The sequence below is a fragment of the Roseovarius sp. MBR-51 genome (genome assembly GCF_053628575.1).
This window is the reverse complement of record NZ_JBRJGQ010000024.1, coordinates 1-25,922: the sequence shown is the minus strand read 5'-3', so window position 1 is coordinate 25,922 and position 25,922 is coordinate 1. Positions and strand designations below refer to the sequence as shown.

Annotated in this window: 20 protein-coding genes and 2 pseudogenes; 18 read left to right on the top strand and 4 right to left on the bottom strand. The window is 57.8% G+C overall.

Features of this window, described 5'->3' with window-relative positions:
• The coding region (locus ACSSVY_RS20810; protein ID WP_454271783.1) for an ATP-binding protein at positions 1-267 on the bottom strand (267 nt) is incomplete at its 3' end.
• A gap of 11 nt (positions 268-278) precedes the next feature.
• A pseudogene (istA, locus tag ACSSVY_RS20805) lies at positions 279-1,854 on the bottom strand (IS21 family transposase).
• A 165-nt stretch (positions 1,855-2,019) separates the two neighbouring features.
• Between istA and ACSSVY_RS20800 the strand changes: the two are divergent.
• Positions 2,020-2,100: pseudogene (locus tag ACSSVY_RS20800) on the top strand (IS200/IS605 family transposase); the annotation flags it as partial.
• Between the two features lie 48 nt (positions 2,101-2,148).
• Here the strand turns inward: ACSSVY_RS20800 and ACSSVY_RS20795 are convergent.
• Positions 2,149-2,940, bottom strand: a complete 792-nt coding sequence (locus ACSSVY_RS20795; RefSeq protein ID WP_454271782.1) for an IclR family transcriptional regulator — start codon at positions 2,938-2,940, stop codon at positions 2,149-2,151.
• Positions 2,941-3,125: 185 nt separating this feature from the next.
• On the opposite strand from ACSSVY_RS20795, the gene ACSSVY_RS20790 reads away from it, so the two are divergent.
• From ACSSVY_RS20790 to ACSSVY_RS20720, 15 genes are all read left to right on the top strand, one after another.
• Entirely contained in the window at positions 3,126-4,274 is a 1,149-nt protein-coding gene (locus tag ACSSVY_RS20790) for an acyl-CoA dehydrogenase family protein (RefSeq protein WP_454271781.1), read from the top strand.
• 50 nt (positions 4,275-4,324) lie between these two features.
• Positions 4,325-6,205 (top strand): oxidoreductase, encoded by a 1,881-nt coding sequence (locus ACSSVY_RS20785; RefSeq protein WP_454271780.1) that lies wholly within the window; start codon positions 4,325-4,327, stop codon positions 6,203-6,205.
• A gap of 174 nt (positions 6,206-6,379) precedes the next feature.
• Positions 6,380-7,177 carry an SDR family oxidoreductase gene (locus ACSSVY_RS20780; RefSeq protein ID WP_454271779.1) on the top strand — a complete coding sequence of 266 codons (798 nt, stop codon included), beginning with the start codon at positions 6,380-6,382 and terminating at the stop codon, positions 7,175-7,177.
• Positions 7,132-7,917 (top strand): SDR family NAD(P)-dependent oxidoreductase, encoded by a 786-nt coding sequence (locus ACSSVY_RS20775; protein WP_454271778.1) that lies wholly within the window; start codon positions 7,132-7,134, stop codon positions 7,915-7,917. Before ACSSVY_RS20780 ends, ACSSVY_RS20775 begins: the two co-directional genes overlap by 46 nt.
• A gap of 55 nt (positions 7,918-7,972) precedes the next feature.
• The gene (locus ACSSVY_RS20770; RefSeq protein WP_454271777.1) at positions 7,973-9,517 is read left to right on the top strand and encodes a class I adenylate-forming enzyme family protein; all 1,545 of its coding nucleotides are present in this window, start codon (positions 7,973-7,975) and stop codon (positions 9,515-9,517) included.
• A gap of 1 nt (position 9,518) precedes the next feature.
• Positions 9,519-10,679, top strand: a complete 1,161-nt coding sequence (locus tag ACSSVY_RS20765) for an acyl-CoA dehydrogenase family protein (protein ID WP_454271776.1) — start codon at positions 9,519-9,521, stop codon at positions 10,677-10,679.
• Between the two features lie 22 nt (positions 10,680-10,701).
• Positions 10,702-11,487 carry an enoyl-CoA hydratase/isomerase family protein gene (locus tag ACSSVY_RS20760; protein WP_454271775.1) on the top strand — a complete coding sequence of 262 codons (786 nt, stop codon included), beginning with the start codon at positions 10,702-10,704 and terminating at the stop codon, positions 11,485-11,487.
• 21 nt (positions 11,488-11,508) lie between these two features.
• Positions 11,509-12,876 (top strand): acyclic terpene utilization AtuA family protein, encoded by a 1,368-nt coding sequence (locus ACSSVY_RS20755; RefSeq protein ID WP_454271774.1) that lies wholly within the window; start codon positions 11,509-11,511, stop codon positions 12,874-12,876.
• A 16-nt stretch (positions 12,877-12,892) separates the two neighbouring features.
• Entirely contained in the window at positions 12,893-13,201 is a 309-nt protein-coding gene (locus ACSSVY_RS20750) for an AtuA-related protein (RefSeq protein WP_454271773.1), read from the top strand.
• The gene (locus ACSSVY_RS20745) at positions 13,198-14,784 is read left to right on the top strand and encodes a carboxyl transferase domain-containing protein (RefSeq protein ID WP_454271772.1); all 1,587 of its coding nucleotides are present in this window, start codon (positions 13,198-13,200) and stop codon (positions 14,782-14,784) included. The genes ACSSVY_RS20750 and ACSSVY_RS20745 overlap by 4 nt, the downstream gene beginning before the upstream one ends.
• Positions 14,785-14,786: 2 nt before the next feature.
• Entirely contained in the window at positions 14,787-16,775 is a 1,989-nt protein-coding gene (locus ACSSVY_RS20740; RefSeq protein ID WP_454271771.1) for an acetyl/propionyl/methylcrotonyl-CoA carboxylase subunit alpha, read from the top strand.
• A 13-nt stretch (positions 16,776-16,788) separates the two neighbouring features.
• On the top strand, positions 16,789-17,946 hold the full coding sequence (locus tag ACSSVY_RS20735) for an NADH:flavin oxidoreductase/NADH oxidase (protein WP_454271770.1): 1,158 nt from the start codon (positions 16,789-16,791) through the stop codon (positions 17,944-17,946).
• 40 nt (positions 17,947-17,986) lie between these two features.
• Positions 17,987-18,796, top strand: coding sequence for a DUF169 domain-containing protein (locus ACSSVY_RS20730; protein ID WP_454271769.1), 810 nt, complete (start codon positions 17,987-17,989; stop codon positions 18,794-18,796).
• Between the two features lie 478 nt (positions 18,797-19,274).
• Positions 19,275-20,069, top strand: a complete 795-nt coding sequence (locus ACSSVY_RS20725; RefSeq protein ID WP_454271768.1) for an IclR family transcriptional regulator — start codon at positions 19,275-19,277, stop codon at positions 20,067-20,069.
• The gene (locus ACSSVY_RS20720) at positions 20,062-20,955 is read left to right on the top strand and encodes an IclR family transcriptional regulator (protein ID WP_454271767.1); all 894 of its coding nucleotides are present in this window, start codon (positions 20,062-20,064) and stop codon (positions 20,953-20,955) included. Before ACSSVY_RS20725 ends, ACSSVY_RS20720 begins: the two co-directional genes overlap by 8 nt.
• A 157-nt stretch (positions 20,956-21,112) precedes the next feature.
• On the opposite strand, the gene ACSSVY_RS20715 is transcribed toward ACSSVY_RS20720, so the two are convergent.
• Positions 21,113-22,282, bottom strand: a complete 1,170-nt coding sequence (locus ACSSVY_RS20715; RefSeq protein ID WP_454271766.1) for an acyl-CoA dehydrogenase family protein — start codon at positions 22,280-22,282, stop codon at positions 21,113-21,115.
• Positions 22,283-22,598: 316 nt separating this feature from the next.
• Here ACSSVY_RS20715 and pcaF point away from each other — a divergent pair, with 316 nt between their 5' ends.
• Positions 22,599-23,804: a 3-oxoadipyl-CoA thiolase gene (pcaF, locus tag ACSSVY_RS20710; protein WP_454271765.1), complete on the top strand. Its 1,206-nt coding sequence runs from the start codon at positions 22,599-22,601 to the stop codon at positions 23,802-23,804.
• Positions 23,804-25,744 (top strand): FAD-dependent oxidoreductase, encoded by a 1,941-nt coding sequence (locus ACSSVY_RS20705; protein WP_454271764.1) that lies wholly within the window; start codon positions 23,804-23,806, stop codon positions 25,742-25,744. Before pcaF ends, ACSSVY_RS20705 begins: the two co-directional genes overlap by 1 nt.
• The last annotated feature ends 178 nt before the right edge of the window (positions 25,745-25,922 follow it).

The following is a 25,922-nucleotide window of genomic DNA, read 5'->3' as shown; positions in this document are numbered from 1 at the left end:
GGGGCCACCGGCTTTCAGCAATTTGCGGCGCTTGCAGCATAATTGCGTCCAGCAATCGCCCGTTCTCGGGTCAATAGATTTCTTGCGACAGAACCCTTCAAAGCGCTTGGTTTCTCGGCTTGCGACCTCGCGGTCGACCAGCAAGCCAAGCCATTCGGCGTGGCTAAGCTCAGCAGCGCCGTCCTGAGATTGCAGTTCGCAGAACGCTTCGGCCATACCATCGAGCCGCAGGGCCTTCAGGTGATCGAGGGTTGGATGGGTAAGCATGACGTATCCTTTCAATGGAAGTAATCGGCACCACGGATGTTGGGGTGGGGGATGGCAGGCTCCTCCGTGGCGCGGGTGCGGGACTTGCGATCGAGCCCATTCTTCAGGATCGAATGGACTGATGAGTAGGATCTGGCGTTGACCTCCAAGGCGCGTTTGCAGGCAGCGTCCAGGCGATCCCGGCCGAACTTGTCGGCCAGACGGATGACGCCAAGGCAGCTCCGATAGCCCTGTTCAGGATGCGTGCGGTCCCGCATCACGACCTCGACAAATGTCGCGACATTCGGTCCGATGCGGGCGGCCCGAGCCGTTATGCGTTGTGGCGTCCAGTCCTCACGGAACTGGTGGTGCGCAGGCATGTGATCGCGCTGTGTGGAGTGCTGCCCGTTGCCGGAGGTGCGCACATGCGATGCAACACGCTGCCCGGCATGGAAAACTTCGACCGTGCGCGTGGTGATGCGCGCCCACAGCTCTTTCTTCAGCAACTGATAGGGCACCGAGTAATAATGCCTGTCGATGGCGATGTGGTAATCGAGCCCGGCGCGGCACTTCTTCCATTCCGCATAAACGTAAGGAGCCATCGGCAGCGGCTTCAGGGTCGGCTTGTCCAACTGTTCGAACAACTGCTTGCGACTGGCGCCGAGATGGCGCGAGGTCTTGTCGTTGAGCCGGTCGAGCAGCGGGCGGATGGCCGCGTTCACCTCTGCGAGGCTGAAGAATTGGCGATTGCGCAATCGCGCAATCGCACCAAAGGTGCGCCTCAAGCCAAATGGCGCGCTTTCAGCGCGACATCCACCGCTCAACCAACAAAACCGCCCCCTCGACCTTTGCCTTGTCCTTCGGTTTGTGCGGCCGCGCGGGCACCAGGGCCGTGTCGTAATGCCTGGCCATATCCGCGTAGGTCCGGTTGATCGCCGGATCATAAAAGCAAGCCTTCGTGACCCCGGCCTTCAGGTTGTCGGACACGATCTGCGCCGTTACGCCCCCGAAAAAGTCAAAGGCGCGCACATGGCTCGCGATCCAGTCCGGCAGCGATTGCGTCCACGTCGCCTCCGCAAAGGTATAGTTTGAGGCCCCGAGGGTCGCGACGAACAGCTGTGCCGGGCGCACCTCGCCAGTCGTAGGGTCAATCACGTCGATCGTGTGCCCTGCGTAATCGACGAACAACCGTTCGCCCGCCGGATGACGCTGCCGCATCACCGGCGACAGCTTGCCTTCCCACCGCGTGTAAAGCTCGCAGAACCGGGAATAGCCGTAGCCTTCGATGTGATCGGCGCGATATTCCTCCCACAGCAGCGACAACGTCACGCCCTTGCGGCGCAGCTCGCGGTGGACATGCGCCCAGTCAGGCTGGGTCGCTCGGTTTGAAACATCACGCGCCGTCCGGGGATAAATCAGGCGCTCAAGGTCTGTATCGGACATCTCTGGTGGCAGCGGCCAGCCCAGACCCAACTCAGTAGCGCGATCAAGGTAACCCCGAAGGGTTGTCCGCCCAATCGCCAGGCTCGCCGCAATCTGGCGCGTCGACAGACCCTCGGCTGACAGCCGCAAAATATCTCGTATCTTCCGCATCGGCAATCTCTTCATCGGGCTTCCTTCGTGCCAAAAGGGCGGAAGGTAGCCGGTTACAGATTGCCTCGCAGCAGCACGTCACAGGGGTGGGCGGATCCCCCGGAATCGGTGGGCGGATGAAATCGGAACGGGTGGGCGCAGCAAATCGGAATCGGTGGGCGCATCATCCCGGAATACGCAACCAACGGCGCCATCACTGAAGACATCGTACTTCGGTACCTGGAACAGCACATCACTGATCCTACCGGCGCCAGCCGGTAGTCATTCAGTCTGAGCTGCAGTTTAGGTTCGAAACGCCCGCGACGAACTTTAGTCATTCCAGAAGTTGTATCGTAGTTCCTCCATCGTGTTGTTGATCTCACGCGCTGCGACTTTCAGGGTTGGCCCGATTTCTTCACGGAACATCGAGAGCCCGAGCCCGTGACGCGAAGCGCCGCAGTTTATCGCAAGTACAGTTTTGCCGTTGTCTATGACAAGTGGAACCGAAACCGCATAGATATCGCGGCGCCAGTCACCCAACGAAGTGCAAAACCCCGTTGCCTCGATTTCGGCGGTCGACTTTTCGATATGCTCAGCGACAACGGCCATGTCGGCACCGCTTTCTTCGATACATTTCAAGTGAAACGCGCGTTGTTCAGGGCCAATCGCCCAAAGGAAGGCTCTGCCCATGGCGGTTTTATCCATCGGGATTAGGGCGCCAGTGCGCATTCGCAACGTGACAGTATCCTTGCCACGGCAATAGGCCAGATAGACCATATCGGCCTGGTCGCCAATTCCCAACGCGGTGGACATGTTGAACTGATCAGCGATGTCCTGAAGCACAGGCGCTGCCACTCGACAAACCGGCATGCTGGACAAAAATGATGTGCCGAGATCGAACACTTTGTCTGCAAGGTGATACCGGCCCTGAAAATGGGTCTGCCCCAGGTATCCCAGCGTTACCAATGTATGAGCAAGCCGCGCCACAGTGGCTTTGGGCAGCCCGGTGAGTCGGGACAGGTCATGAATTCCAAGCGATTTTTCCTCGCACCTGAAAGCGCGCAAAAGATCCAATCCCCGTTCCAGCGAGATTATAGCGTTCGGTTTATCTACTGCCTGCATAGCCTGATCCGTCCTGCAAATATCTGGTGAGACTGTGTGTAGCTCAAACGAAATGGTTCAAACAGACAATAGCGCCACTCCAGCCAGTTTGCATCAAGTCGGCCCGAAGCACCAGTTTCATCTTGCAGAACACTATTTTAGTTTCTATGAGTCGAGAAAACGTGGTGGAAAGGTGAGGACTGCAAATGGACGAGTTTCGAGATTTCGGCCTCGAGTTGGAGCACGAAGAGTTTCGTGCGCAGTTCAGGCGCTTTGTTCAGGACCGTCTTGTACCTCTTGCGGAGTCGGCAGAGGCAGAACATCGCTTTCCACGGGAAATCTACGGTTTGCTGGGTGAGCAGGGCTATCTCGCAGTCAATTTTCCCGACCCGATCGGTGGTGGCGGGGATTTGCTGATCGGGTGCATTTTTTATGAGGAACTAACCCGCGCGTCGGCTGGTATTTCGGCCGGTGTATTCGCCCATCAACACCTTGCTCTGACCCCGCTGATGCGGTTTGGTACGGATGAGCAGAAAGAACGTTATCTGACACCGGGGCTGACGGGCGAGATGATCGGGGCCTTTGGGTTGACTGAACCTGATGCGGGTAGCGATATTCGCGGCATTCGCACGGTCGCGCGCCGTGACGGTGACGACTATGTGATAAACGGCTCGAAGCTTTACATCACCAACGGCACGATCGCTGATTTCATTCTGGTCGCAGCCCGGACCGGAGAGGACCGCGCACAGGATTCGCTCACTCTGTTTCTGGTACCCACTGACGATCCGGGTATACAGCGGACTTTGCTGGACAAGGTGGGCAATCATTCGTCCTCAACCGCACTGATTTCGTTTGATGATGTACGCGTGCCTGCCTCTGCCATTTTGGGCGCGCACGGCGAAGGAATTCGCCAACTTAAAGACACGCTGGTTGAGGGGCGTATTCTGGTTGCCAATCGTGGCCTTGGCATTGGCGAGGAAGCCTGCGAGCTGATCGAGGAATATGCCAAGGAGCGAAAAGCCTTTGGTCAGCCCATTGCCAAATTTCAGGGGGTCTCTTTCAAAGTGGCTGACATGCGGGTGCGTGCGGATTCTGCGCGCCTGATGATCTATCGCGCCGCCCGTCTGTTTATGAGTAATAAAAAATGCGACCGCGAAGCCTCGATGGGCAAGTTTCTGGCCAGCGAACTGGCCGTGAATGCGTCCACCACCGGAATGCTCTTGCATGGTGGCGCTGGCTACATGGAAGGCATGAAGATTGCGCGGCTTTTCCGCGATGCGCCTGAGGCGTGGATCGGTGAGGGCACCAACGAAATTCAGCTGCACGTCATCGCGAAAACGATGGGACTGCTTTGATCGTGTAGTTGAGATCGCCTTTGCCGAATTGCTAAAACCGGGGTCCGCCAATGACACAGACCGACAGTAACGCGCATTTTCCTCATCTCTTCTCGCCGTTGCGTATCGGCAATCTGGAGGTTCCCAATCGGTTCGTCGTTCCCGCTTTGACGACGAACTTCGCCGAAATAAACGGTGATATCGGTGACCGCCTCATCAACTATCTTGAAGCGCGGGCGGCGGGTGGCTTCGGCCTGATCGTGACTGAAAACCTGGGCGTTCATGCCTCTGGCCGGGTGATGCCCCGCATGGGTATGGCGGATACCGATGAACGTATTGTACATCTGGCGCGTCTTGCCAAGGCTGTCAAAGGCCACGGCGCGCTTTTGTTTGGCCAGATCAGCCATGCGGGCCGCCAGACACGCAGCAAGATTACGGGCCAACCGCTGCTTGCTCCCTCACCAATTCCTTGTCCGCTCAATCGGGAAATGCCGCTTGAACTGACTGAAGAGCAGATCGAAATGTTGGTGAATGCCTTTGCCGCCGCCGCATTCAGGCTACAGCAGGCGGGGTTCGACGGGGTCGAAATTCACGGCGCCCATGGCTATCTGGTCGCCGCGTTCCTGTCGAATTACGCCAATAAACGAAGAGATGACTTTGGCGGAAGTCTGGAGAACCGCATGCGGTTCTTGTTAAAGATTATCGCCCTTATCCGTCAGAAATGCGGGCCGGACTTTCCCATTTGCGTCCGTCTCAGTGTGGAAGAGTTCGTGGTCGATGGGCTGACCCCCGATGAGACCTGCAAGATCGCAGTTGCCCTTGAGGCGGCCGGCGTTCAGGCCATTTCGGCGTCGGTCGGGACCTATGAGTCCTTCAATCGCCTGTCGATGATTACAGGCGAAGACGAGGGGCGCTGGTTACCGCTTGCACGTCGGGTCAAACAAGCGGTTTCGATTCCGGTGATGGGCGTTGGTCGATTAAAACGCCCCGAGGTCGCGGAACAGGCGCTGGCACGCAAAGATATGGATTTGGCAGCCTTCGGGCGCGCCTCGCTGGCCGATCCCGACCTGCCTGCCAAGGCTCGTGCCGGTCGTGAGGACACCACGGTTTTCTGCATCGGGTGTAATATCTGCCTAGGCCGATCTTCGCGCCCGCAGACCATCTGCCCGGTTAACCCGGCAATCGGAGACGAGGCGCGCTGGCGATTCACACCTACCGGGAAACCGCTGCATCTGCGTATCGAGGGCAGCTCTCTTGCCAGCCTGACAGCGGCCTGGGTCGCGGCGGAACGTGGGCATAGGGTGGAACTTGTGGTTCGACCCGAGTCATTTGGCGGGATGCAGGGATGGCGCTCCAGAGTGCCGGGAATGCAGGAATACGGTGAAACAACCGAGGCCGCATGGCTTCGTGCCAAAAGCGCGGGTGCGCGCGCCGTCGAGCCCGGTGAGTCGCTCGCAGATCTGGTTTGGCGCGAAACCGGGAAACTCCCCCTGACCGCAGCCATCCTTAGAATCCGCCCTGATGCAGTGCCCGCCGCCACCATCCTTGGTCGGGACGGGTTGGACGACCGGGATGAAAAATGCGTGGTCTTTGGCAGTGATGTCGCGACCACCGAGGCCGCTATTCGTCTTGCCACAGCCGGGCGCAAGACGCGTCTTGTGACCGCAATGCGTGATGTCGCGCATGATGCGCATCCGGGCTATCGTGAAGTGTCGCACAATCGGCTTGCGGCGCTTGGCGTTGAGGTAATCACACAAGCGGATGACTGGCGCGACCAGCTGGCTGCGGTGGAGCATGGGGTACTGATCATCGCTGGAGAAATTACGCCGCAGGACGCGACACTGGTAACCACAGAGAACGACAACGCCGGCACCGAGATCATAGATGCTTATGAGGCCGGAGCCATGACCACTGGCATCTATGCGGCAGCCGATCGCGCGCATCTTTTGTAAAGTACTTGACTGTTGTGAACGCAAATATATGGCAGGGTGAAAATCGCTAATTTCATTGTGCGGAACATTATTTTAATTTGGTTGACAGGGCCGCGACAGACCGCTTATCAAGGTTTTGAATAGAGTAGGTGTATCGACGGTGCGTGCGCCGTCGCAATCAGGACAGGAGGAAGAATGAAAGGTTTTGATTCATTCGAGGGAAAGGTTGCCGTTGTCACCGGTGCAGGCACAGGTTTAGGCCAGGCTTTTTCCCTTCGATTGGCCGAATTGGGCGCAACCGTCGGTCTGGTGGGGCGTCGTTCCGAGCCATTGGAAGAGACAGCGTCCCTAATTCGCGACATTGGCGGGCGCTCAGTCGTCATGCCGCTTGATATTCGCGACTATGATGCCGTCGAAAAAGGCTTTGACGGGCTGGTCGATGAGACTGGGCGTTTCGACATTCTGATCAACAACGCCGCCGGAAATTTCATTGCCCGCGCCGAAGACATCACCGCCAACGGCTGGACTGCCGTGGTCGGAATCGTTCTGAATGGTTCGTTCTTTTGTGCGCGTGCCGCATCGCGCCATATGTTGCCGCAGCGTTCTGGCAAGATCATGAACGTCACAGCCAGCTATGCATGGGTCGGCGGCCCTGGAACGGTCCATTCCGCCTCGGCCAAAGCGGGTTTGATCGCCATGGCTAAAACGCTGGCTGTCGAATGGGGCGGGCGCAACGTTCAGGTAAATTGCCTGTGTCCGGGCTTTGTCGACACCGAGCAGTCCCGTGAAAAGCTCTGGCCCGGAGATGAAGCGCGACAGCACCTCATGGATCGGATTCCGACGGGCCGTTTCGGCACTTTGGAAGAGACGGTTGAAGCAGGGATGTTCATGTGCTCGGACGCGGCCAACTATATGAATGGCGAAGTTCTGACAATCGACGGGGCCGAATGGCTGAACAAGGGCGCGCTTTTGTTGCCGGATGCGACGCTATGACCGTGCCCGTTGCTCTTGTCACTGGCGCAAGCAGAAACATTGGCCGGGCCATTGCTCTGACCTTGGCGAAGGAAGGCTACAAGGTGGCTTGTCTGGCGCGGGACAAGGCGGCCTTGGCTGAAACCATCACCCAGATCGAAGCGGGCGGTGGCACAGCTACGGCGCATATCGGCGATGTGTCCGACGATGCGGCACTTGAGGCATATGTCGACGAAGCTGTGGCGCTTCATGGTCGCATTGATCTGGTGGTCAATAATGCCGGTGTGATGCGGGAGGAGCGAACAGAAGACACAGATGCTGCTTCGTTTCGGGCGGTGATGGATATAAATCTGGTGTCGCATTTCCTGCTGGCGCGCGCTGCCTACCCGCATCTTCGCGAAAGCAAGGGGTGTGTTGTCAACATTGGTTCAATGTTTGGCGCGCTGGGGGTGGCATCTGCCGCATCTTATTGCACTTCGAAGGCCGCAGTCGAAGGGTTGACGCGCGCGTTGGCTGCCGAATGGGCCACGTCGGGAGTTCGGGTGGTCTGCGTGGCGCCGGGCTATGTGCGCAGTGATATTTCGGCGCGCGTACTCGATGACCCGAAGCTGTCGCAGCACGTTTTAAAACGCATACCGCAACGGCGGATCGGTGAGCCATCCGAGGTGGCTGATCTTGTTGCCTTTCTGGCGTCACCCAAAGCACGTTTCATCACTGGCGAAACCTATGTCGTCGATGGCGGGCAGCGCATGAGCGTTTGAGATAAACACGAACGGCCCGTCTTTTTGCAACGTATGGACCGTTTGGTCAGAGAAAATGGACATGATCATGCCTCAAAACAGGATAGACCGCATCTTGCAGGCCGCCGCTGAAGATAGTCGTGACGCGCCTTTTTTGCTGTTTCAAGATGGCACCTCGGCCAGCTATGGCGAGGTGTTTGATCGCGCTTCTCGTCTGGCGTCGGTAATTTCCCAAGCGGGTATTTCGCCGGGGGACCGGGTGCTTAGCCTGTTGGAAAACAGCCGTGAAGCGATCGAATTCTTTGTTGGATGCTCAATCGCCGGGGCTGTCGGGGTTGCGGTGAATTTTCATAGCACAGCACCTGAAATCGCTGCGCTTATGGACGACTGCAAGCCTTCGGGTATCGTTACCGGGGCCGCGTATCTTTTGCGGCTTGCAGACGTTCCTGCTATCGCCGATCTCAAGCTGCGGCTTTTGGCTGACGCCGAGGCGTCGGATTGGCAGAATTATCAGCAGGCGGTCGCCGCTGCCGATCCGCTTCCTGTTAATCAGGACTTTGACGAATATGACCCCGCGATGATGGTGTATAGCTCTGGCACGACCGGGCAGCCTAAAGGCATTTTGCTTTCCCATCATGGCATCGTGCAAAACGGCAAGGCCGTGACCGAGGCTCTGAGGTATCGACCGGGAGACCGGTCGATGACTCTCTTGCCGCTGTTCTCAAGCTTCGGTTTTGCCTTCGATTTCATCCATGTGGCAGTGATGCGAAACAGCACCGTGATCCTCAAGAAATTTGATGAAGCGACGGCGGCTGAAAGTATCGAACGCTTCGGTGTCACCTTTCTTGCCGGGGTTCCGACAATGTTTGCCCGTTTGTTCAGCGACGAGGTCGTCGCGGGGCATGATGTCTCAAGCCTGCGATTGATTGATGTGGGCGGTGGGCCGGTGTCCGTTCGCCTTAAACATATGTTGGCGCAGCAATTCGGCATTAACGTGGTGGAAAGCTATGGCCTGACCGAAATATCACCGGTGGCCAGCGTCCAGAGAGCCTCCGACGATTTGGCATCCGACTCCTGTGGACAGCCGCTATCCGGGTTCGAGGTGCGTGCGGTCGGGCCAGATGGGAAAGCCATGCCGGTCAATGAGCCGGGTGAGCTTTGTTTCCGCTCTGACACCTTCATGCTGGGGTATTGGAACCAGCCGGAATTGACGGCCAAGACCATCGTGGACGGGTGGCTGTATACCGGCGATGTCGGCGTTATCGATGAGATTGGCGTAATCCGGATTCTCGACCGCACCAAGGATATGATCGTCGCCAACGGGTTCAACGTATTCCCCAAGGAAATCGAGAATGTCATCCATGAGATCGACGATGTCAGAGAATGTGCCGTCGTCGGTATTCCAGACGATATCCGCGGTGAGGTAATCAATGCCTTTGTTGTTCCCAAGCCGGGAATGACCCCCGACCCGGATGCAATAATCGCCTACTGCCGCGAGAAACTGTCCCGCTACAAGGTACCGCGCGTCATCCACCTGATTGACGAGATGCCGCTGACGGCCTCTGGCAAGATCCGTCGTCATGTATTGCGCGACACATTGCCGAACACCGCAAAGGATTAAAATGGATACCCATCGCTATTTTCTGACCGAAGACCAGATGGTCTTTCATGAAACCGTGAAACGCTTTTGCGATAAACGCATTGCGCCACAAGCTGCAGAGATTGATCGGACTGCCGAGTTTCCGGCAGAGTTGTTTGCTGAAATGGCTGAGTTGGGATTTCTCGGCGCACCCTATGATCCGAAGTATGGTGGGGCGGGCTGTGACGCCGTCATGGTTTGTTTGCTGCTTGAAGAGGTGTCGCGTGCAAGCGGTGCAGTCGGGAGTTCCCTGAACGCCCATATCAGCCTTGCCTCGTCGGTCATCGCGGATCATGGCAGCGACGATCATAGGCAAAAATATCTGACTGCGCTGACCAGCGGGGCCAGCATCGGGGCTTTCGGACTGACCGAACCATCCGGCGGGTCGAACGCGGCGGGCTGCAAGAGCACGGCGCAACGAGATGGCGACGATTTCGTTCTGAACGGGACCAAAGCGTTTATTACCAACAGCACCGTCGCCGACATTTTCGTTGTGACGGCCCGGACATCCGAAGGCACCGGATCGCGGGGCATTTCGGCGTTCATCCTCGAAAAGAGGATGCCCGGCTTTTCCGTTGGACCGCAGGACAAGAAAATGGGGATGAACGGCTCTCCTACAGCGATGCTGTTCTTTGACGATGTGCGCGTACCCGCGCAGAACATGATCGGTACTGAGGGCGAGGGCTTTCGCCAATTCGCCCAGACGCTCGATCGTGGCCGGGTCAATGTTGCCTCGCTGTCTGTCGGCTTGGCACAAGCCGCATTCGACCAAGCTGTCAGCTATGCGCAGGAACGTGAACAGTTTGGACGAAAGATCGCGGGTTTTCAGGGTATCCAGTGGCCAATCGCAGAGATGGCCGTCGAAATCGAGGCGTCGCGGCAACTGACGCTGAATGCGGCACGCATGTATGATGCAGGACTTCCGATCAAAACCGAGGGTGCGATGGCCAAGTTTCTTGCCGCTGAGGCTTCGCTCAAAGCTGCGAATGCGGCGGTCGAGATTCACGGTGGCTACGGCTATATGCGCGACTTCCCGATCGAGCGTATTCTACGCGATGCAAAGATGTATCAAATCGGCGAGGGCACCAGTCAGATCCAGCGGCTCGTGATCGCCCGCGAGATTCTTGGCCGCCAGGCACTCTGACCCCTACATTTAGGATAGTAATATGACCACACCGGATGTCCTTGTTTCAAAAGATGGTAGCATAGCAACCATCACGTTGAACCGCCCGGACAAGCGCAATGCGCAGGGTATTGAATTTACCCCCACTTTGTTGGCGGCGCTGGACGAGGTCGAGGCCGACCCCGAAATTCGCGTGGCCATCCTGACAGGGAAAGGGCCGGTCTTTGGCGGCGGTGGCGATCTCAATGAAATCATGAGCACAGAAGAGACAGACCCTGAATGGGAGTTTGATCTGGTGCTCGGCTATAACAGGCTGATCTCGCGGATCTATCATTTCGACCGACCGATTATTGCGGCTGTGAATGGCCCTGCTGTAGGGGGCGGTACGTGCCTTGCCCTAGCCTGTGATTTCGCAATTGCCAGCGACGCGGCGGCTTATCACTTTGCCTTCTCGCGGATCGGGCTTTCAGCGGCGGATATGGGCGCGCCGACGCTGCTGTTGCGCGCACTTGGCGCGCCACGGGCGCATTATTACCTGCAGACAGGTGGTGTGATAGATGCAGAACTCGGGCGCGACCTCGGTCTCTTTGTGGATGTTGTGCCGTCGGCTGAGTTGTTGAGCTCCGCAAACCGGGCCGCAGCCTTGATCGCGAAGCAGTCCCGTCGCGGCAGTACCATCACCAAAACCGCGCTGCGACGTGGGGCCGAGACGTCCTTTGATGCCAGCCTGGAATACGAGGCCTATCTACAGAGTTTTGCCTTCCGCAGTCGTGAGCACAAGGCGCGGCTGGGTCAATTTCTCGAAAAATCACACGCCAGTCGCGGCTAGCCTGAGAAACGGAGCTGAAAAATGAAAGATGTTGTACGTTTGGGTTCGGGGTCCGGTTTCTGGGGGGACGCCATTGATCCGGCAGAGGAAAGTCTGCGCAAAGGCAAGCTGGATTATCTATGTATGGATTATCTGGCCGAACTGACCATGGCGCTGTTGCAGCGCATGAAGATGAAAAATCCAGATGCCGGTTTTATCCCCGACCTGATCGACCATATGCGCACGCTGTTACCGCTGGCGCGTAAATCGGGCACACGCATCATTTGCAACGGCGGTGGCGTGAACCCGCGGGCAGCTGGTGAACAGCTACGCCTTCTGGCTGACGAACTCGGCCTTGCCGGCCTGCGCATCGCTGTTGTCGAAGGTGACGACATGGTCGAGCGGATTGATGAACTGGTTGATGCTGGCGAACCTCTTCTGAATATGGAAACAGGCGAGGACGGTTTTGGTGAACTTCGCGAGCGTGTCGTGGCGGCCAATGTCTATACCGACAGCTCTGGCATCCGTCAGGCGCTTGCCGAAGGAGCGGACGTGGTGGTCACGGGGCGGGTGTCGGACAATGCGCTTTATGTGGGACCGATCATGCACGAATTTGGCTGGAGTCAGGAAACAGCACACGCGGATTTGATTGGATCGGCGATCACGGCCGGGCACATTGTCGAATGTGCTTCGGCGTGCAGCGGTGGCATGTCCTCGTGCTTTGATGAAATGCCGCAAATGGGTATGGTCGGCTTTCCCATCGTCGAATTCTCGCGCGATGGCACATTCGTGATTACCAAGCCCGAAGACACCGGGGGCAAGGTGAACAGTTTCACGGTCAAGGAACACCTTGTCTATGAAATCGCGGATCCTGCCAATTACATAATGCCGGATGGCATCGCTGATTTCACGACTCTGACGCTTGAAGATCTCGGGAATGACCGGGTTCGCATCAGCGGTGTGCGCGGCAAGGGCATTCCGGAACGTCTGAAGCTGGTGGTCGGCTATCAGGATGGCTGGATCGGAGAGGGCATGGTCATGTTCCCTTGGCCGCGCGCGTATGAGCGTGCCGTAAAGGCGCGGCAAACCCTCACCGAACGGTTTGAACGTCTCGGGCTTCAGGCCGACGACATCCTGTTCAGCTTTGTCGGTCTTGATACACTTCATGGCCCGACGACCAAAGACACCGACATCCCCGATCTGAACGAAATCGGCCTGCGTGTTGCGGTCAAAACCAGCTCGCGCAGCGAAGCCGACAAAATCCGCCGTGCCTGTACCCAGCTTTGGATCATGGGGCCAGGCGGGTCGGCTTTTGGAACACCTTCCAAACCGCGCCCTGTGGTGGCCGTCTGGCCAACCCTGATCGACCATGCCGCCGTCACCCAATCTGTCACCCTTCTGGAGATTTGAACTCATGAGCCGAATTTTGGCCGATATCGCCTATGTCCGCTCGGGTGACAAAGGCGACACCGTAACCATTGGCGTCATTGCCCGTACGCCCTCAGATTACCCGCGGATCAAGCGCAGCGTTACAGAGGACAAGGTGCGTGATCTGTTTGGTGACTGGGTGAAAGGCCACATCGCCATCTATGAAATGGACAATATTGAATCCGTGGTTGTTTATATGGAGGCCGCATTAGGAGGCGGTGCCACGCGCACCCTGCGGCTGGACCAGACCGGCAAAGCCCTTGGAAACGCCATTCTGCGGCTGCCGGTGGACAGAGACAACGCATGAGCGTCTTTCGGTCAGAGATAAATCCCGCCTCGGAGGCGTTTCGCAACAATCAGGCTGCCTTTGATGTGCAGTTGGAGGCTATTGAAACAGCGCGCAGTGCGATCCTGGCTGGTTCGGGAAAGAAGAAGGCCGACAAACTGCCGGTACGTATTCGGATCAATCGACTACTGGACCCCGGTTCACCTTTTGTAGAGGTGGGCCAGTTTGGCGCCCATGACATGTATGGCGGCACGATTTATTCCGGCGGCATCGTAACCGGTATCGGCATGGTCAGTGGCCGGCTGGTGATGATTGTTGCCAATGATGGCAGCGTGAAGGGCGGAACCTATTATCCGATCACCATCCGCAAACATATTCGCGCTCAGCAGGTTGCCCGTGAAAACGGCTTGCCTTGTATCTATCTGGTCGATTCCGGTGGCGCGTTTCTGCCCCTTCAAGACGAGATTTTTCCCGATGAAAACCAGTTTGGCATGATCTTCCGCAACATCGCAGAGATGTCGGCGCTGGGTTTACCACAGATCGCGGCTGTCATGGGGTCATGCACCGCTGGCGGGGCCTATATACCAGCGATGTGCGACGAGACCGTGATTGTCCGCGGCACAGGCACGATCTTCCTTGGTGGACCACAACTTGTTCAGGCGGCCACAGGCGTCAAAATTGATGCGGAGTCTCTGGGCGGTGCCGATCTTCACACAACCCAGAGTGCTGTGGCAGATCACCTTGCGCATGACGATGAGCATGCTTTGCGCCTCGTGCGCGATATTGTAGCGCGCAGTCCGGGTGCTACGCCGGCCGGTCCGCCGCTCGCGCCTAAAGAACCGCTCTATGATCCGGCAGAGCTTCCCGGTCTGATCAGCGCGAATCCTCGTGAACCGATCCGTCCCCGTGAGATTTTGGCACGGATTTTGGATGGTAGCCGGTTTGACGAATACCGCGCCCGCTGGGGGACAACGATCCTCTGTGGCACAGGCGCGATTGGTGGCTACCCAGTTGGAGTACTCATAAACGATGGGGTGCTGTTCTCGGAGAGCGCCCAGAAGGCCGCAAACTTCATCGAGATATGTTGCCAGCGTAACATCCCCCTCGTTTTTCTTCACAACATCAATGGCTTTATGGTCGGTCAGGAATATGAGGCTGATGGCATTGCGCGCCACGGTGCGAAAATGGTGAATGCCGTTTCCTGTGCGGCTGTACCCAAGTTCAGCGTCATCATCGGCGGTAGCTACGGCGCCGGCAATTTTGCCATGTGCGGGCGCGCCTTTGGCCCCCGCTTGATGGCGATGTGGCCGAACGCGCGTACATCTGTGATGGGCGGTGAACAGGCGGCCACGGTGTTGGCGTTGGTGCGTGAGGCACAGTTGAACAATCAGGGCGAAGAGTTCGACCCCGAAGCGCAGGCGACCTTCAAGAAACCGATCCTCAAGCGCTATGAGGAATGCAGCCAGCCGCTCTATGCAGCGGCACGGATGTGGGTGGATTCGATCATCACCCCCCAACAAACCCGCGACTGGCTTGGATTGGGGTTGGCTATGGCTGCTGGAGGGCCAAGCAAGGAAACGCGCTTTGGTGTATTTAGGATATGAAGATGTTCTCACGTATTCTTATCGCCAACCGTGGCGAAATCGCTTGCCGGATTGCCCGAACGTGCAGCCTTCTGGGTATTGAATATGTCGCTGTTTATTCAGTGGCGGATACGGGGGCGCTACATCTTGAAGGTGCCGCCGAAACGGTCTGTATCGGAGCCGGACCGTCGAGCGAAAGCTACCTCAATGCGGATCAGCTTATCGAGGCCGCCAAGGCGACTGGTTGTCAGGCCATACATCCGGGTTACGGGTTCTTGTCTGAGAATGCATCCTTCGCCCATGCAATCGAAGATGCGGGCCTAGCCTTTATCGGTCCGCGGCCTGAAACGATTGAGGCCATGGGCGACAAAGCACGGTCAAAAGCGATGATGCGGGCCGCCGGTGTGCCGGTGGTGCCAGGCAGCGATGTGGCCAGCGAAGATCCGGCGCGACTTGTAGAACTTGCCGATGAAGCGGGATTTCCGGTGCTGCTCAAGCCGACTGGCGGGGGTGGTGGCAAAGGTATGGTCGTCATCGAAAATCCTGACGACCTAATCAAAGCCACCGAAGCCACCATCCGGCAGGCAAAGGCCAGCTTTGGTGATGGTCGGCTGTTAATTGAACGCTTCATCACCAGTCCGCGCCACATTGAAATTCAGGTTTTCGGAGACGGTCACGGCAATGTCGTTCACCTGTTTGAACGTGAATGTTCTTTGCAGCGGCGTCACCAAAAGGTGATCGAAGAAGCGCCTGCTAGCAATATTTCCGACGCGACGCGCTCTGCGATGCGCAAGGCTGCGGTGCAGGGGGCAGAGGCGCTTGGATATCGCAATGCAGGTACGTTCGAATTTATCTACAGCCCTGAAAAGGATGAGTTCTTCTTTCTCGAAGTGAACACGCGCCTGCAAGTCGAGCATCCGGTCACCGAGGCGATTACCGGCCTCGATCTTGTTGAATGGCAATTGCGGGTGGCGGCCGGGGATAGACTTCCCTTGGCGCAGGACGCGATTGTTGCACGGGGTCATGCGATGGAGGCACGGATCTGCGCCGAGGATCCGTTACATGATTTTCGCCCCGCACCCGGGTATGTGAGCCATGCGGGCTGGCCCGATAGCGCGCGCGTGGATACGGGCGTGATGTCGGGCGGCGAAGTTCCGGCGTTTTACGATCCGATGATTGCCAAGATCATCGTTCACGAACCCGACCGCGAAACCGCGAGACATTCTCTGCACGCCGCCCTCCTTGACACGCAACTCATCGGGGTTGCCACAAATATCGGCTTTCTGGCCAGCCTTCTGACCGATCCCGATGTGATTGCCGGGACCGCTGACACGGGTCTGATTGCACGTAAGATCGAAGCTCTGACTGCAAGTGCGCCCGGGGATGAAACTGCGGCGGTTGCTGCCGCTCTTGAACTCATTCGGCCGCCACATTCGGATGCCTGTGCCTCTCCCTGGTTTGGGCAACAGGGGCGGGGCGGGTTTGACCGCCAGACGCTTTCACCCGAGGCGCAACTGGGCACCGTGACTGTGTTGCAGCAGGAAACTCCCTGTTCGGTTCGCGTGCTTGCGCGCAACGGTGATCAGGCGCAACTGGCCATCGGTGACAAGCAGTTTCGCGTAGAGATTTCACAGGCCGGATCGCCCGGCATGCCGTGGCTTGGTACTATCAACAATCGGAAGTGGACAGCCGCCGCCACCGCCGATGGGTACGACACCCAGATTGACGGCTGGCGCAATGTTCTTGCGCGGCCCGACATCGTCGACGACATGCTCGGGGGGGGGTCCGGAACGGCTGTTGCCCCCTTGCCCGGTGTCGTCTCGGCCGTGTTGGTCGAAGCCGGCGCAGAGGTTACGAAAGGGCAGGTCCTGGCCGTTGTCGAAGCGATGAAAATGGAAAACGCCATTCTCGCCCACAGCGATGGTACCGTCGAGGAGGTCCTTTGTACGGCAGGCGATACCGTGGCGTCAGGGCAGCCTCTGGTGCGCGTCGCCGCTCCCGCTTCAGAATGAGAAGGTACGCACCGTGACATCCGATTCCTCACCACTGCTCTTTACGCCTCTCCGGCTGCGCGAGGTTGAATTCCCCAATCGCATAGCGATTTCACCGATGTGTCAGTATTGCGCGACCGACGGACTGGCCGACGACTGGCATCTTGTACATCTGGGGCGCTTTGCCATCGGGGGGGCGGGTCTCGTGATGGTAGAAGCGACGGCCGTTGAGAAACGCGGCCGGATCTCCCACGGTGATCTCGGGATTTATAACGACGATCAGATCGCGCCATTGCGACGGATTTCGGATTTCCTGCGGGCGAACGGCTCGGTTCCCGGCATACAACTCGCTCATGCAGGCCGTAAGGCGAGCATGCAGCGTGCCTGGCGTGGGAATGCCGCACTTGGACCCGAGGATCATGCGCGGGGAGAATTGCCCTGGTCAGTGATCGCACCCAGCCCCATTCCGAGTAACGACGGTTGGTTAACTCCGAGCGAGATGACGCCACAGGATATGACTGCACAGATCGAGGCTTGGTGCGCCGCTGCCAAACGGGCCGAACGGGCCGGTTTCGACGTGGTCGAACTTCACCTTGCACATGGCTATCTGCTGCATTCCTTTCTGTCGCCGCTCTCCAACATACGTGAAGATGAGTGGGGCGGTAGTTTTGAGAACCGCTGCCGCTTGCCTCTGGAGATTGTTCGCGCTGTGCGTGCAATCTGGCCTGCCGGGAATCCCCTTTTCGTGCGCATTTCCGCGGTGGATGGGATGGAAGGTGGATGGGAACTTGAGGATACACTACGGCTTGCCGATCTGCTTCGGGATGCCGGAGTCGATCTTGTGGATTGCTCGTCTGGCGGTCTGGCGGCCTCGGCGACGGCGCCGGGTGCCAAGAACCTGCTGCGTAGCGCGGGATTTCAGGTTCCTTATGCCGCTGCTGTCAAGCGCCATGCCAGCCTGCCGGTTATGGCGGTGGGGCTGATCCTGACGCCGGAACAGGGCGAAGCCATTCTCGACGCAGGCGATGCTGATATGATCGCGATTGGCCGGGGCGCGCTGAACAATCCGAATTGGCCCGAACATGCCAGCCAGACTCTCGACCCGAATCAGGCCGGGCACAACATACCGCCACAGATCGGCTGGTGGTTGACACGTTGGCTACGCCAGCTTCGCTCCCTAGGCCTGTCCTGACGCGCCCCTGACCTCGCAATCTGAAAGAAGGCACTGTTTCATGGAAACTCAAACGACTGGCGAAACCGCGGGCGCTGCGACCCTGGCCACGGCCACAGCCGAACTCGTGGACCTGCTGAAACTGCGCACTCTGCCGATCGGGCTGAAACTGTTCGAGTATGTGGACGAGATGATGCTTACCAAGGGGATCCGCACCCCACGCGATGGAAAGGTTTTCTCTACCTGTCAGCTTGTTACGCAATCGCGCTACAATGGCACGACACTTGGCATTGTGCACGACAACCTTCTACCCAATTCCAACTGCGGCGGGGTCGTTGGCCTTAACGTTCCGGGCGAGAATTATCTCAGCGGCGAAAAGATGGACGGGGTTTGGTTCGATAACAGAGAGGCAGCACGAGCGCATCAGGCGCAGATGCCGCGTGTTCCCCCCGGACGGTATAGCGGTTTGGTCGCATCGCCGCTTCGTAACGCCCGGCTCGATCCCCCTGACATCTGCATGTTTTACGCGACACCGGGTCAGATGATCCTGTTCGTTAACGGGTTGCAACGAAAGAACTACAAACGGTATGACCTCTCGATCACGGGTGAAAGCGCCTGTGCCGATAGTTGGGGTCGGGCGCTTGAAACACGCGAAACCAGCATTTCGATCCCCTGCTACGCTGAAAGACGGTTCGGCGGGGTCGCGGATGACGAGCTGTTGATTGCCATGCCGCCAGATGAATTCTTGAGTGGCATTGACGGCCTGAAAGGGCTGCACAAGACCGGGCTGCGTTATCCAATTACTCCTTACAGTGTCGTGGTTGACCCGGCAGAAGGCCTCTCCGCAAGCTACGGCGCAAAGAAGCGTTGATCGTGAAGGTAACGGCAGTTTCTGTGGGATACCCACCGTTTTTCCGCCAGTTGTTTAGCTGGTGTCTGTTGCAATGTGAGCGGGGATGACGCTCCCCGAGGCTTGCTCATGCAGGATTATGACCTTGAGCGGACCTTTTGCGTCCCTGCTTGATAGTGCCGCAGTCAGAACCCTCTGCACTATGGTTGGCAACCATAGTTGACAGGGTTTCTATCACTGTGCGATACAGAGGTTATTTTGTTCTGCCCGTGCGGTAACATTGCGCGATAGCATGCCTGGATCCTCGCGCATTATTGTGGCCAATACCCCGTTCTCAGTGAGAGTGATCAACGCTCACCGCTATGCCGCCGGGGGCGGTGCAGGACTGACAGAAGCGCAACGTATACGGAACCGTTTGCGCAAGCAAAGATGCGCAGGAAGGTCCGCATGGTAATCCTGAAAAGCGGGCACCTATCCGGCAAGGGCGTAGAGAAAAGGGATGATAATGCCTGAGGGAAGTGATGAAAAAACCGAAATCATATCTCTGTCCCGTGGGTTGAGCATTCTTCAGGCGTTTCACTCGCGTCAGGCGCCTATGACCAACAAGGAAATGACGGAACGCACGGGCTTGCCCAAGGCCACCGTCACCCGTCTCAGTCGAACTCTGGTCAAATTGGGATATCTGCGGCAGCCCGGTATGCAGGGCAAATACCATCTCGACGATAATGTCACCGAGCTGGGGAATGCATATCTGCGCTCGCTTACGCTGGCCCGCGTGACCGAGCCCCTTATGATGGATTTTGCGCAGAAGCATCAAACATCCGTGGCGATCGGCGTCGGGCATGGTCATCAAATGATCTATGTTTGCTATTGTGCCGGGCACGAAACGGCAACGATGCGCCTGAGTGTAGGCACGTTGGTTCCGCTGCATAAATCCGCAATTGGAGTGGCCTATCTTTCGGCGCTACCTGAGGATCAGCAGGCAGGGCATCTGGACGCGGTTGCGGATTACTATCCCGAAGACGACCTCACGAGCCTGCCCGGACAAATCGCGGACACGCGCAAGGTCGGGTACTCGGTTTCATTTGGTGCGTGGCGGCCCGAAATATACGCCGTGGGTGCGCCCTTGTGGCTGGATCGCGGTAAATCGGTCACCGCCATAAATTGCGGCGCGCGACAACGCAACCAAAGCCGTGATCATTATATAGAAACATTGGGGCCAGAACTTATGATCCTGTCGAGCGACATCAGCAACGGAATGGACCAGATTGGAGCGACTTTCAGAGATGGCTGACCACGCCGAGATCGGCCGTTTCCCCGAGACGCAAAATGCTAAATCCCCTCGCGATTTCGCACGAGAGAGGTTTGAGGCGGGACATGTGGCCCAAGACCGTCATTTCGTAAAGGCCTTGGCGCGCGGGTTGATGATCCTTGAGACCTTTGCAAAGTCTGACATGGTCTGGATGAGCGTCTCGGAAATCGCCGGGATAGCCGGCCTGCCCAAGCCGACAGTCGTGCGTTTCGTGCGCAGTCTTGAGCAGCTTGGGCATCTCTATCGCTCAGGCCGCCGGCGACAATACCGGCTGTGTGCGCCTGTTCTGACGCTGGGCTTTGCCGCACGGCTGCCCTTTACGCTGGGGGAAATGCTGCGTCCCGAGCTTCAGCATCTTGCCGATACCTATAATGTGCATGCCTCGCTGGCCAAACGGGACAGGCTGGATGCACTTGAGATGGTAGTGTGTCACAGCAAATCCACCTTGATGACATTGAAGCTGGATGTTGGATCGCGCCTGCCTTTGGCGGGTACTGCGACAGGCACGGCGTTGTTGGCCCATTTGCCAGAGAAGGAACGCGATTTCATCTATCACAAGCTGCGCGAGCGGCATGGGGATAATTGGAACCGGTTGCTGGAACGCATAAATGCAGGGTTCAACCAGGTCGAAGACAGGGGGTTTGTCACCGCCTACCGCAGTTGGGCTACGGATATCAACGGGGTTTCGGTGCCGATCCGATCCTTGGATGGGGCATGGATCTATGCCCTGACCTGCGGTGCGCCTGCTGCGTTGCTGCCGCCTGAAAAACAGCACCTGCTTGGATATAAACTGCTTGGGATCAAGCGCCGGGTCGAGCGCCTCACCCGGCGCAATGACCACGTTATAGACGATCTTGACACTGCGTAGCACCAAAGTGCTGTTCGGGACATAGGCACAGGGGCCGGGCTCTGCTTGCACTGAAGCATCGCCCGCAATGGGATGTCGCGGGTCGCTTGCCTGCCCACCGCATGTTTGGCGTTTTCCGCCCGCGCCGCCGCTTGAGCGACGGTTCCCCCTGGAACGCTCATAATTCATAGGTGCCGGTGTCTTCGAACCGGGCCTTTAGGGTGCGGGCGATGATGCCTTGCTGAATTTGGGTTGTGCCCTCGAATATACGAAAGAGCCGCACATCGCGGTAAAACCGTTCCACCGCATATTCCGACATATATCCAGCTCCGCCATGGATCTGCACAGCACGGTCGGCAATTCGACCCACCATTTCCGACGCGAACATTTTGGCGCTGGCAGCGACCAGGGTCGTATTTTCGCCTGAGTCGCGCCGTCGCGCCGCATCAAGGATCATGGTTTTCGCGGCATAAGTGTCGGCCTGACTATCCGCGATCATGGATTGAATCATCTGGAAATCAATAATCTTTTGGCCGAACTGCTCGCGCTCACAGGCGTAGCTGAGGCTTTCTTCGATCAGCCGCGCGGCAATCCCGGTACACAGGGCCGCAATATGCAGTCGCCCCTTGTCCAGCACTTTCATCGAGGTGACAAAGCCGTTGCCTTCTTCACCGCCCAGCAGCGCCGAGGCGGGCACGCGGCAATTTTCAAAGATCACGTCACTGGTGAGCGCACCGGACTGGCCCATCTTCTTGTCGGGCGGCCCCAGGGTGATACCCGGCGTCTGCGCATCCACAAGAAAACAAGAGATGCTGCGAGATTTTCGCTCGGGCGCGGTTCGGGCCATGACGGTGAAAAGCTGGGCCTTGGGCGCGTTGGTGATGTAGCGTTTCGTGCCATTAAGGATGTAGTCATCCCCGTCACGAACAGCCGCTGTACGGATCGCCATGGCATCAGACCCAGCATCCGGTTCGGTCAGGCAAAATGACCCGACAACTTCCCCGGTGGCAAGTTTGGGCAGGTAGTGCTGCTTTTGCTCGTCAGTTCCTGAGATCACAATGGATTGGGACCCAATGCCAATATTGGTCCCTGCCGCAGAGCGAAACGCCGGCGCGGCGCGACCAAGTTCAAAAACCAGCCGGACTTCGTCCTCCATGGAAAACCCCAGTCCCCCGTATTCCTCGGAAATTGAAAGGCCGTACAGGCCCATTTCTTTCATTTCCTCAAGAATATCGTCTGGAATGGCGTTGGTTTGCGCCACCAGTTCTTCAGCCGGGATCAGGCGTTCGCTGACATATCGGCGAACAGTATCAAGTATTTGGCTCAGAACGTCTGGATCGGTTGGCATGTAAGTGTCCTTGGTTGGCGCGGGCCTTTCCAGACAGAGGCTTATCCCCCGACAAACAACCCGAAGCAATTTTGTACACCATTAATTTTCTTTTTTGCTGAGCGGCAATTGTTTAAAATTATGTTCCGCATAGTAATCGCACCTTGTGAAGTTTCTCTATGCGGAACGCAAATTCATTTTGATTTCGATGCGGTGCTGTGGTCATAATATGTGACCAAATTTGGTGCAGATTTGCTAGAATCGTGAGATGTCGGTTTTTGTGATGCTGCATTGTTTAGCACTCAGCGCTTACGCGCCAACATAGGATACCTTCACGATGGATGCCTTTCTCGTTGACTATATTCGAACCCCGATCGGCCGATATGGCGGCAGTCTTTCAACCATTCGTCCGGACGATCTCGGCGCGCATGTTCTGCGGACACTGCTGGAGCGCAATGGCGGTATGCCCGCCGCAAAGATTGATGAGGTGATCATGGGATGCGCGAATCAGGCAGGGGAAGACAACCGCAACGTCGCCCGCATGGCTGCGCTTCTGGCGGGGCTGCCAGACACAGTCCCGGCCCTGACGGTGAACCGGCTCTGCGCTTCGGGATTGGCGGCAGTCAATATTGCAGCGAACAAAATCAAGACGGGCGAAGCGGACCTGATGATCGCCGGCGGCGTCGAAAGCATGACCCGCGCGCCCTTTATCATGCCCAAGCCGGAACAAGCGTTCAGCCGGGCGGCATTGGTAGAAGACACCACGATCGGATGGCGCATGGTTAACCCGCGCATGAAGGTCGAGTTTGGGATCGATTCCATGCCTGAAACCGCCGAAAACGTGGCTGAAGATTATGACATCAGCCGGGCAGATCAGGATGCCTTTGCCGCCCGCTCGCAGGAGCGTGCAGCCAAGGCCCAAAGCAGCGGGCGTTTTGCCAAGGAAATTGTGCCGGTAACTATTCCGCAGCGACGCGGCGACGATATCCTTTTTGATCGCGACGAGCACCCGAGGGAGGTTTCGCTCGAAAAACTGTCCAAGTTGAGAGCATCGTTCCGTCAGGGCGGATCGGTCACGGCGGGCAATGCGTCGGGGGTAAATGACGGCGCGGCGGCCACGTTGATCGCCTCGGCGGCAGCCTGTAAAGCCTATGGCCTGAAGCCGCGGGCACGCATCCTCGGCGGAGCATCGGCGGGTGTTACGCCGCGCGTCATGGGGATCGGGCCGGTGCCTGCGGTGCAAAAGCTCTTGGCCCGCCTGAACCAGTCTATCGAAGCATTCGACGTGATTGAATTGAACGAGGCCTTTGCGAGCCAGGCGCTAGCCGTCTTGCGCGAGTTGGGGCTGTCGGATGACGCAGAACATGTGAACCCGAATGGCGGCGCGATTGCCCTGGGGCATCCATTGGGCATGTCGGGGACGCGGCTGATTGGCACGGCCCTGATCGAGATGGAAGAACGCGAGGCGCGTTTGGCTCTTGCAACGATGTGCGTCGGAGTAGGTCAGGGAGAAGCGCTGGCCATCGAACGGATGACCGTGTGATGCAGACCAAACTTTGCTTGGAAATCCGTGGGCGGGCCGGGGTTATCACGTTCAACGCGCCTCCCTTGAACCTGATCGACCGGGAGGTCCGGACCGAACTTCTCGGGTGTATCGAGGCGGCAAAGGAGCATGACATTGATCGTCTGATCTTGACCAGCGCATGCTCCGTTTTCGTGGCCGGTGCGGATGCGGGTGAGTTTGGGCGCCCGCCCGAAGCGCCGCATTTAAACGACGTGCTGTGGGTCTTGGCCACGCTGCCCATACCCACGATTTCCGTTCTCGAAGGGGCCGCACTGGGAGGCGGGTGCGAAATCGCGTTGGCATGCCGGGCGCGCATCGCGAGCCCGGCGGCGCGACTGGGCCTGCCAGAAGTTCAACTTGGTCTGGTGCCGGGCGCGGGGGGCACACAACGTTTGCCGCGTCTTGTGGGGATACCGCTTGCGCTTAAGGTGATTGTATCGGGCAAAACGCTGTCCGCGACAGACGCATTGGACGCAGGCGCGGTGACGGCACTCTCCGACACGCCGCTGGACTATGCTTTGTCGATGACCTTGTCCGAGTTGGATGAACTGCTGCGTCCGAACGACCTTCCCGCGCCGGTTCAAACAGATGACGAGATTGACTCCGCCCGTGCAACGGCTACGCGCCGGATGCCGGGTCAGACCGCTCCGCATCAGGCCATCGACCTGATCGAAGCGGCAGCGACAGAGCCGCTGGACACAGCATTGGTGAACGAACGCAAAGCGTTCCTGACACTCAGAAAATCAGAGCAGGCCCGTGCGTTGCGACATGTATTCTTTGCAGAGCGCGCTGCACAATCGCGGTCTCGCAGCTATCCCGATGATGGTCGCGAAGTCAACACTGCCTGTGTCGTCGGAGGCGGCAATATGGGAGCCTCCATCGCCTATGCCTTGGCGACCGCGGGCGTATCTGTAAAAGTGGTCGAGCGCGATGAGGCCAACCGTGTGCAGGCGAAAGCGAATTGCGAGGCGCTAATTTCAGCGGCTCAGTCGCGCGGTCTGATAACGCCGGAAAACGCCGCGACGATTGGCGCACGCATGGCGTATGTTACGGGCTACGATCAACTGTCTCCGGCCAATCTGGCGATCGAGGCCGCGTATGAGGACATGGAAGTCAAGAAAGATATTCTGTCCCGACTCGAAGCGGTATTGCCCGAGACATGCATCCTTGCCACCAACACATCTTACCTGAATGTCAATGAAATGGGGGCCGAGCTAAGCCATCCCGATCGGTTTCTGGGACTGCATTTCTTTAGTCCGGCCCATATCATGAAGTTGCTGGAAGTCATCCGTGCCGATAAAACGTCCGAAGACACTTTGGGGGCGGCGTTCCGGTTGGCAAGGACACTACGCAAGATCCCAGTCCTGTCCGGTGTGTGCGAAGGATTCATTGGTAATCGTATTCTGAAACGCTATCGCGAGGCCGCTCATACGCTGCTTTTGCAGGGCGCAACGCCGGTTCAGATTGACCAAGCAATGCGCGAGTTTGGTATGGCGATGGGGCCATTCGAGGCGCAGGATATGTCAGGTCTTGATATCGCCTATGCCAACAGCAATCGCGCGCGGCAGCACCAGACTTTCAGAACAGTCGCGGATCGCCTTATCGAAGATCACAAGCGTCTTGGCCGCAAAGCCGGCGGAGGATGGTACGACTATTCCGAGGGTAAGGCGTCGGTTTCGGAATTGGTCGAAAACCTTATCGAAACCGTTGCGCGGGAAACCGGGGCTGAACGTCAACGGGTCAGTGACACCGACATCACAAACGTACTGGTGGGCGCCATGGCTGATGAAGCCCGCTCTATCCTTGACGAGGGTATTGCAAAAACACCGGACGATATCGACCTGGTGATGATCCACGGGTATGGGTTTCCACGCTGCCGAGGCGGGGTAATGCTATACGCCGCTTCGGGGAAGGTGTGACGGATATTCTCATGCTCATCCGATGTGGGTCGTGACGTGCTGAAATATCAGCGAGGCATGGAGAAGGTGTTGTCACATTAACTGGTTCTGTCGCAAAGTTTCCGGGAGTTCTTCCTTGTCTTTGATTTTGGCGCTACATCGGGCAAAAACCAAGACTAGGTTCGGTACGGATGACAGT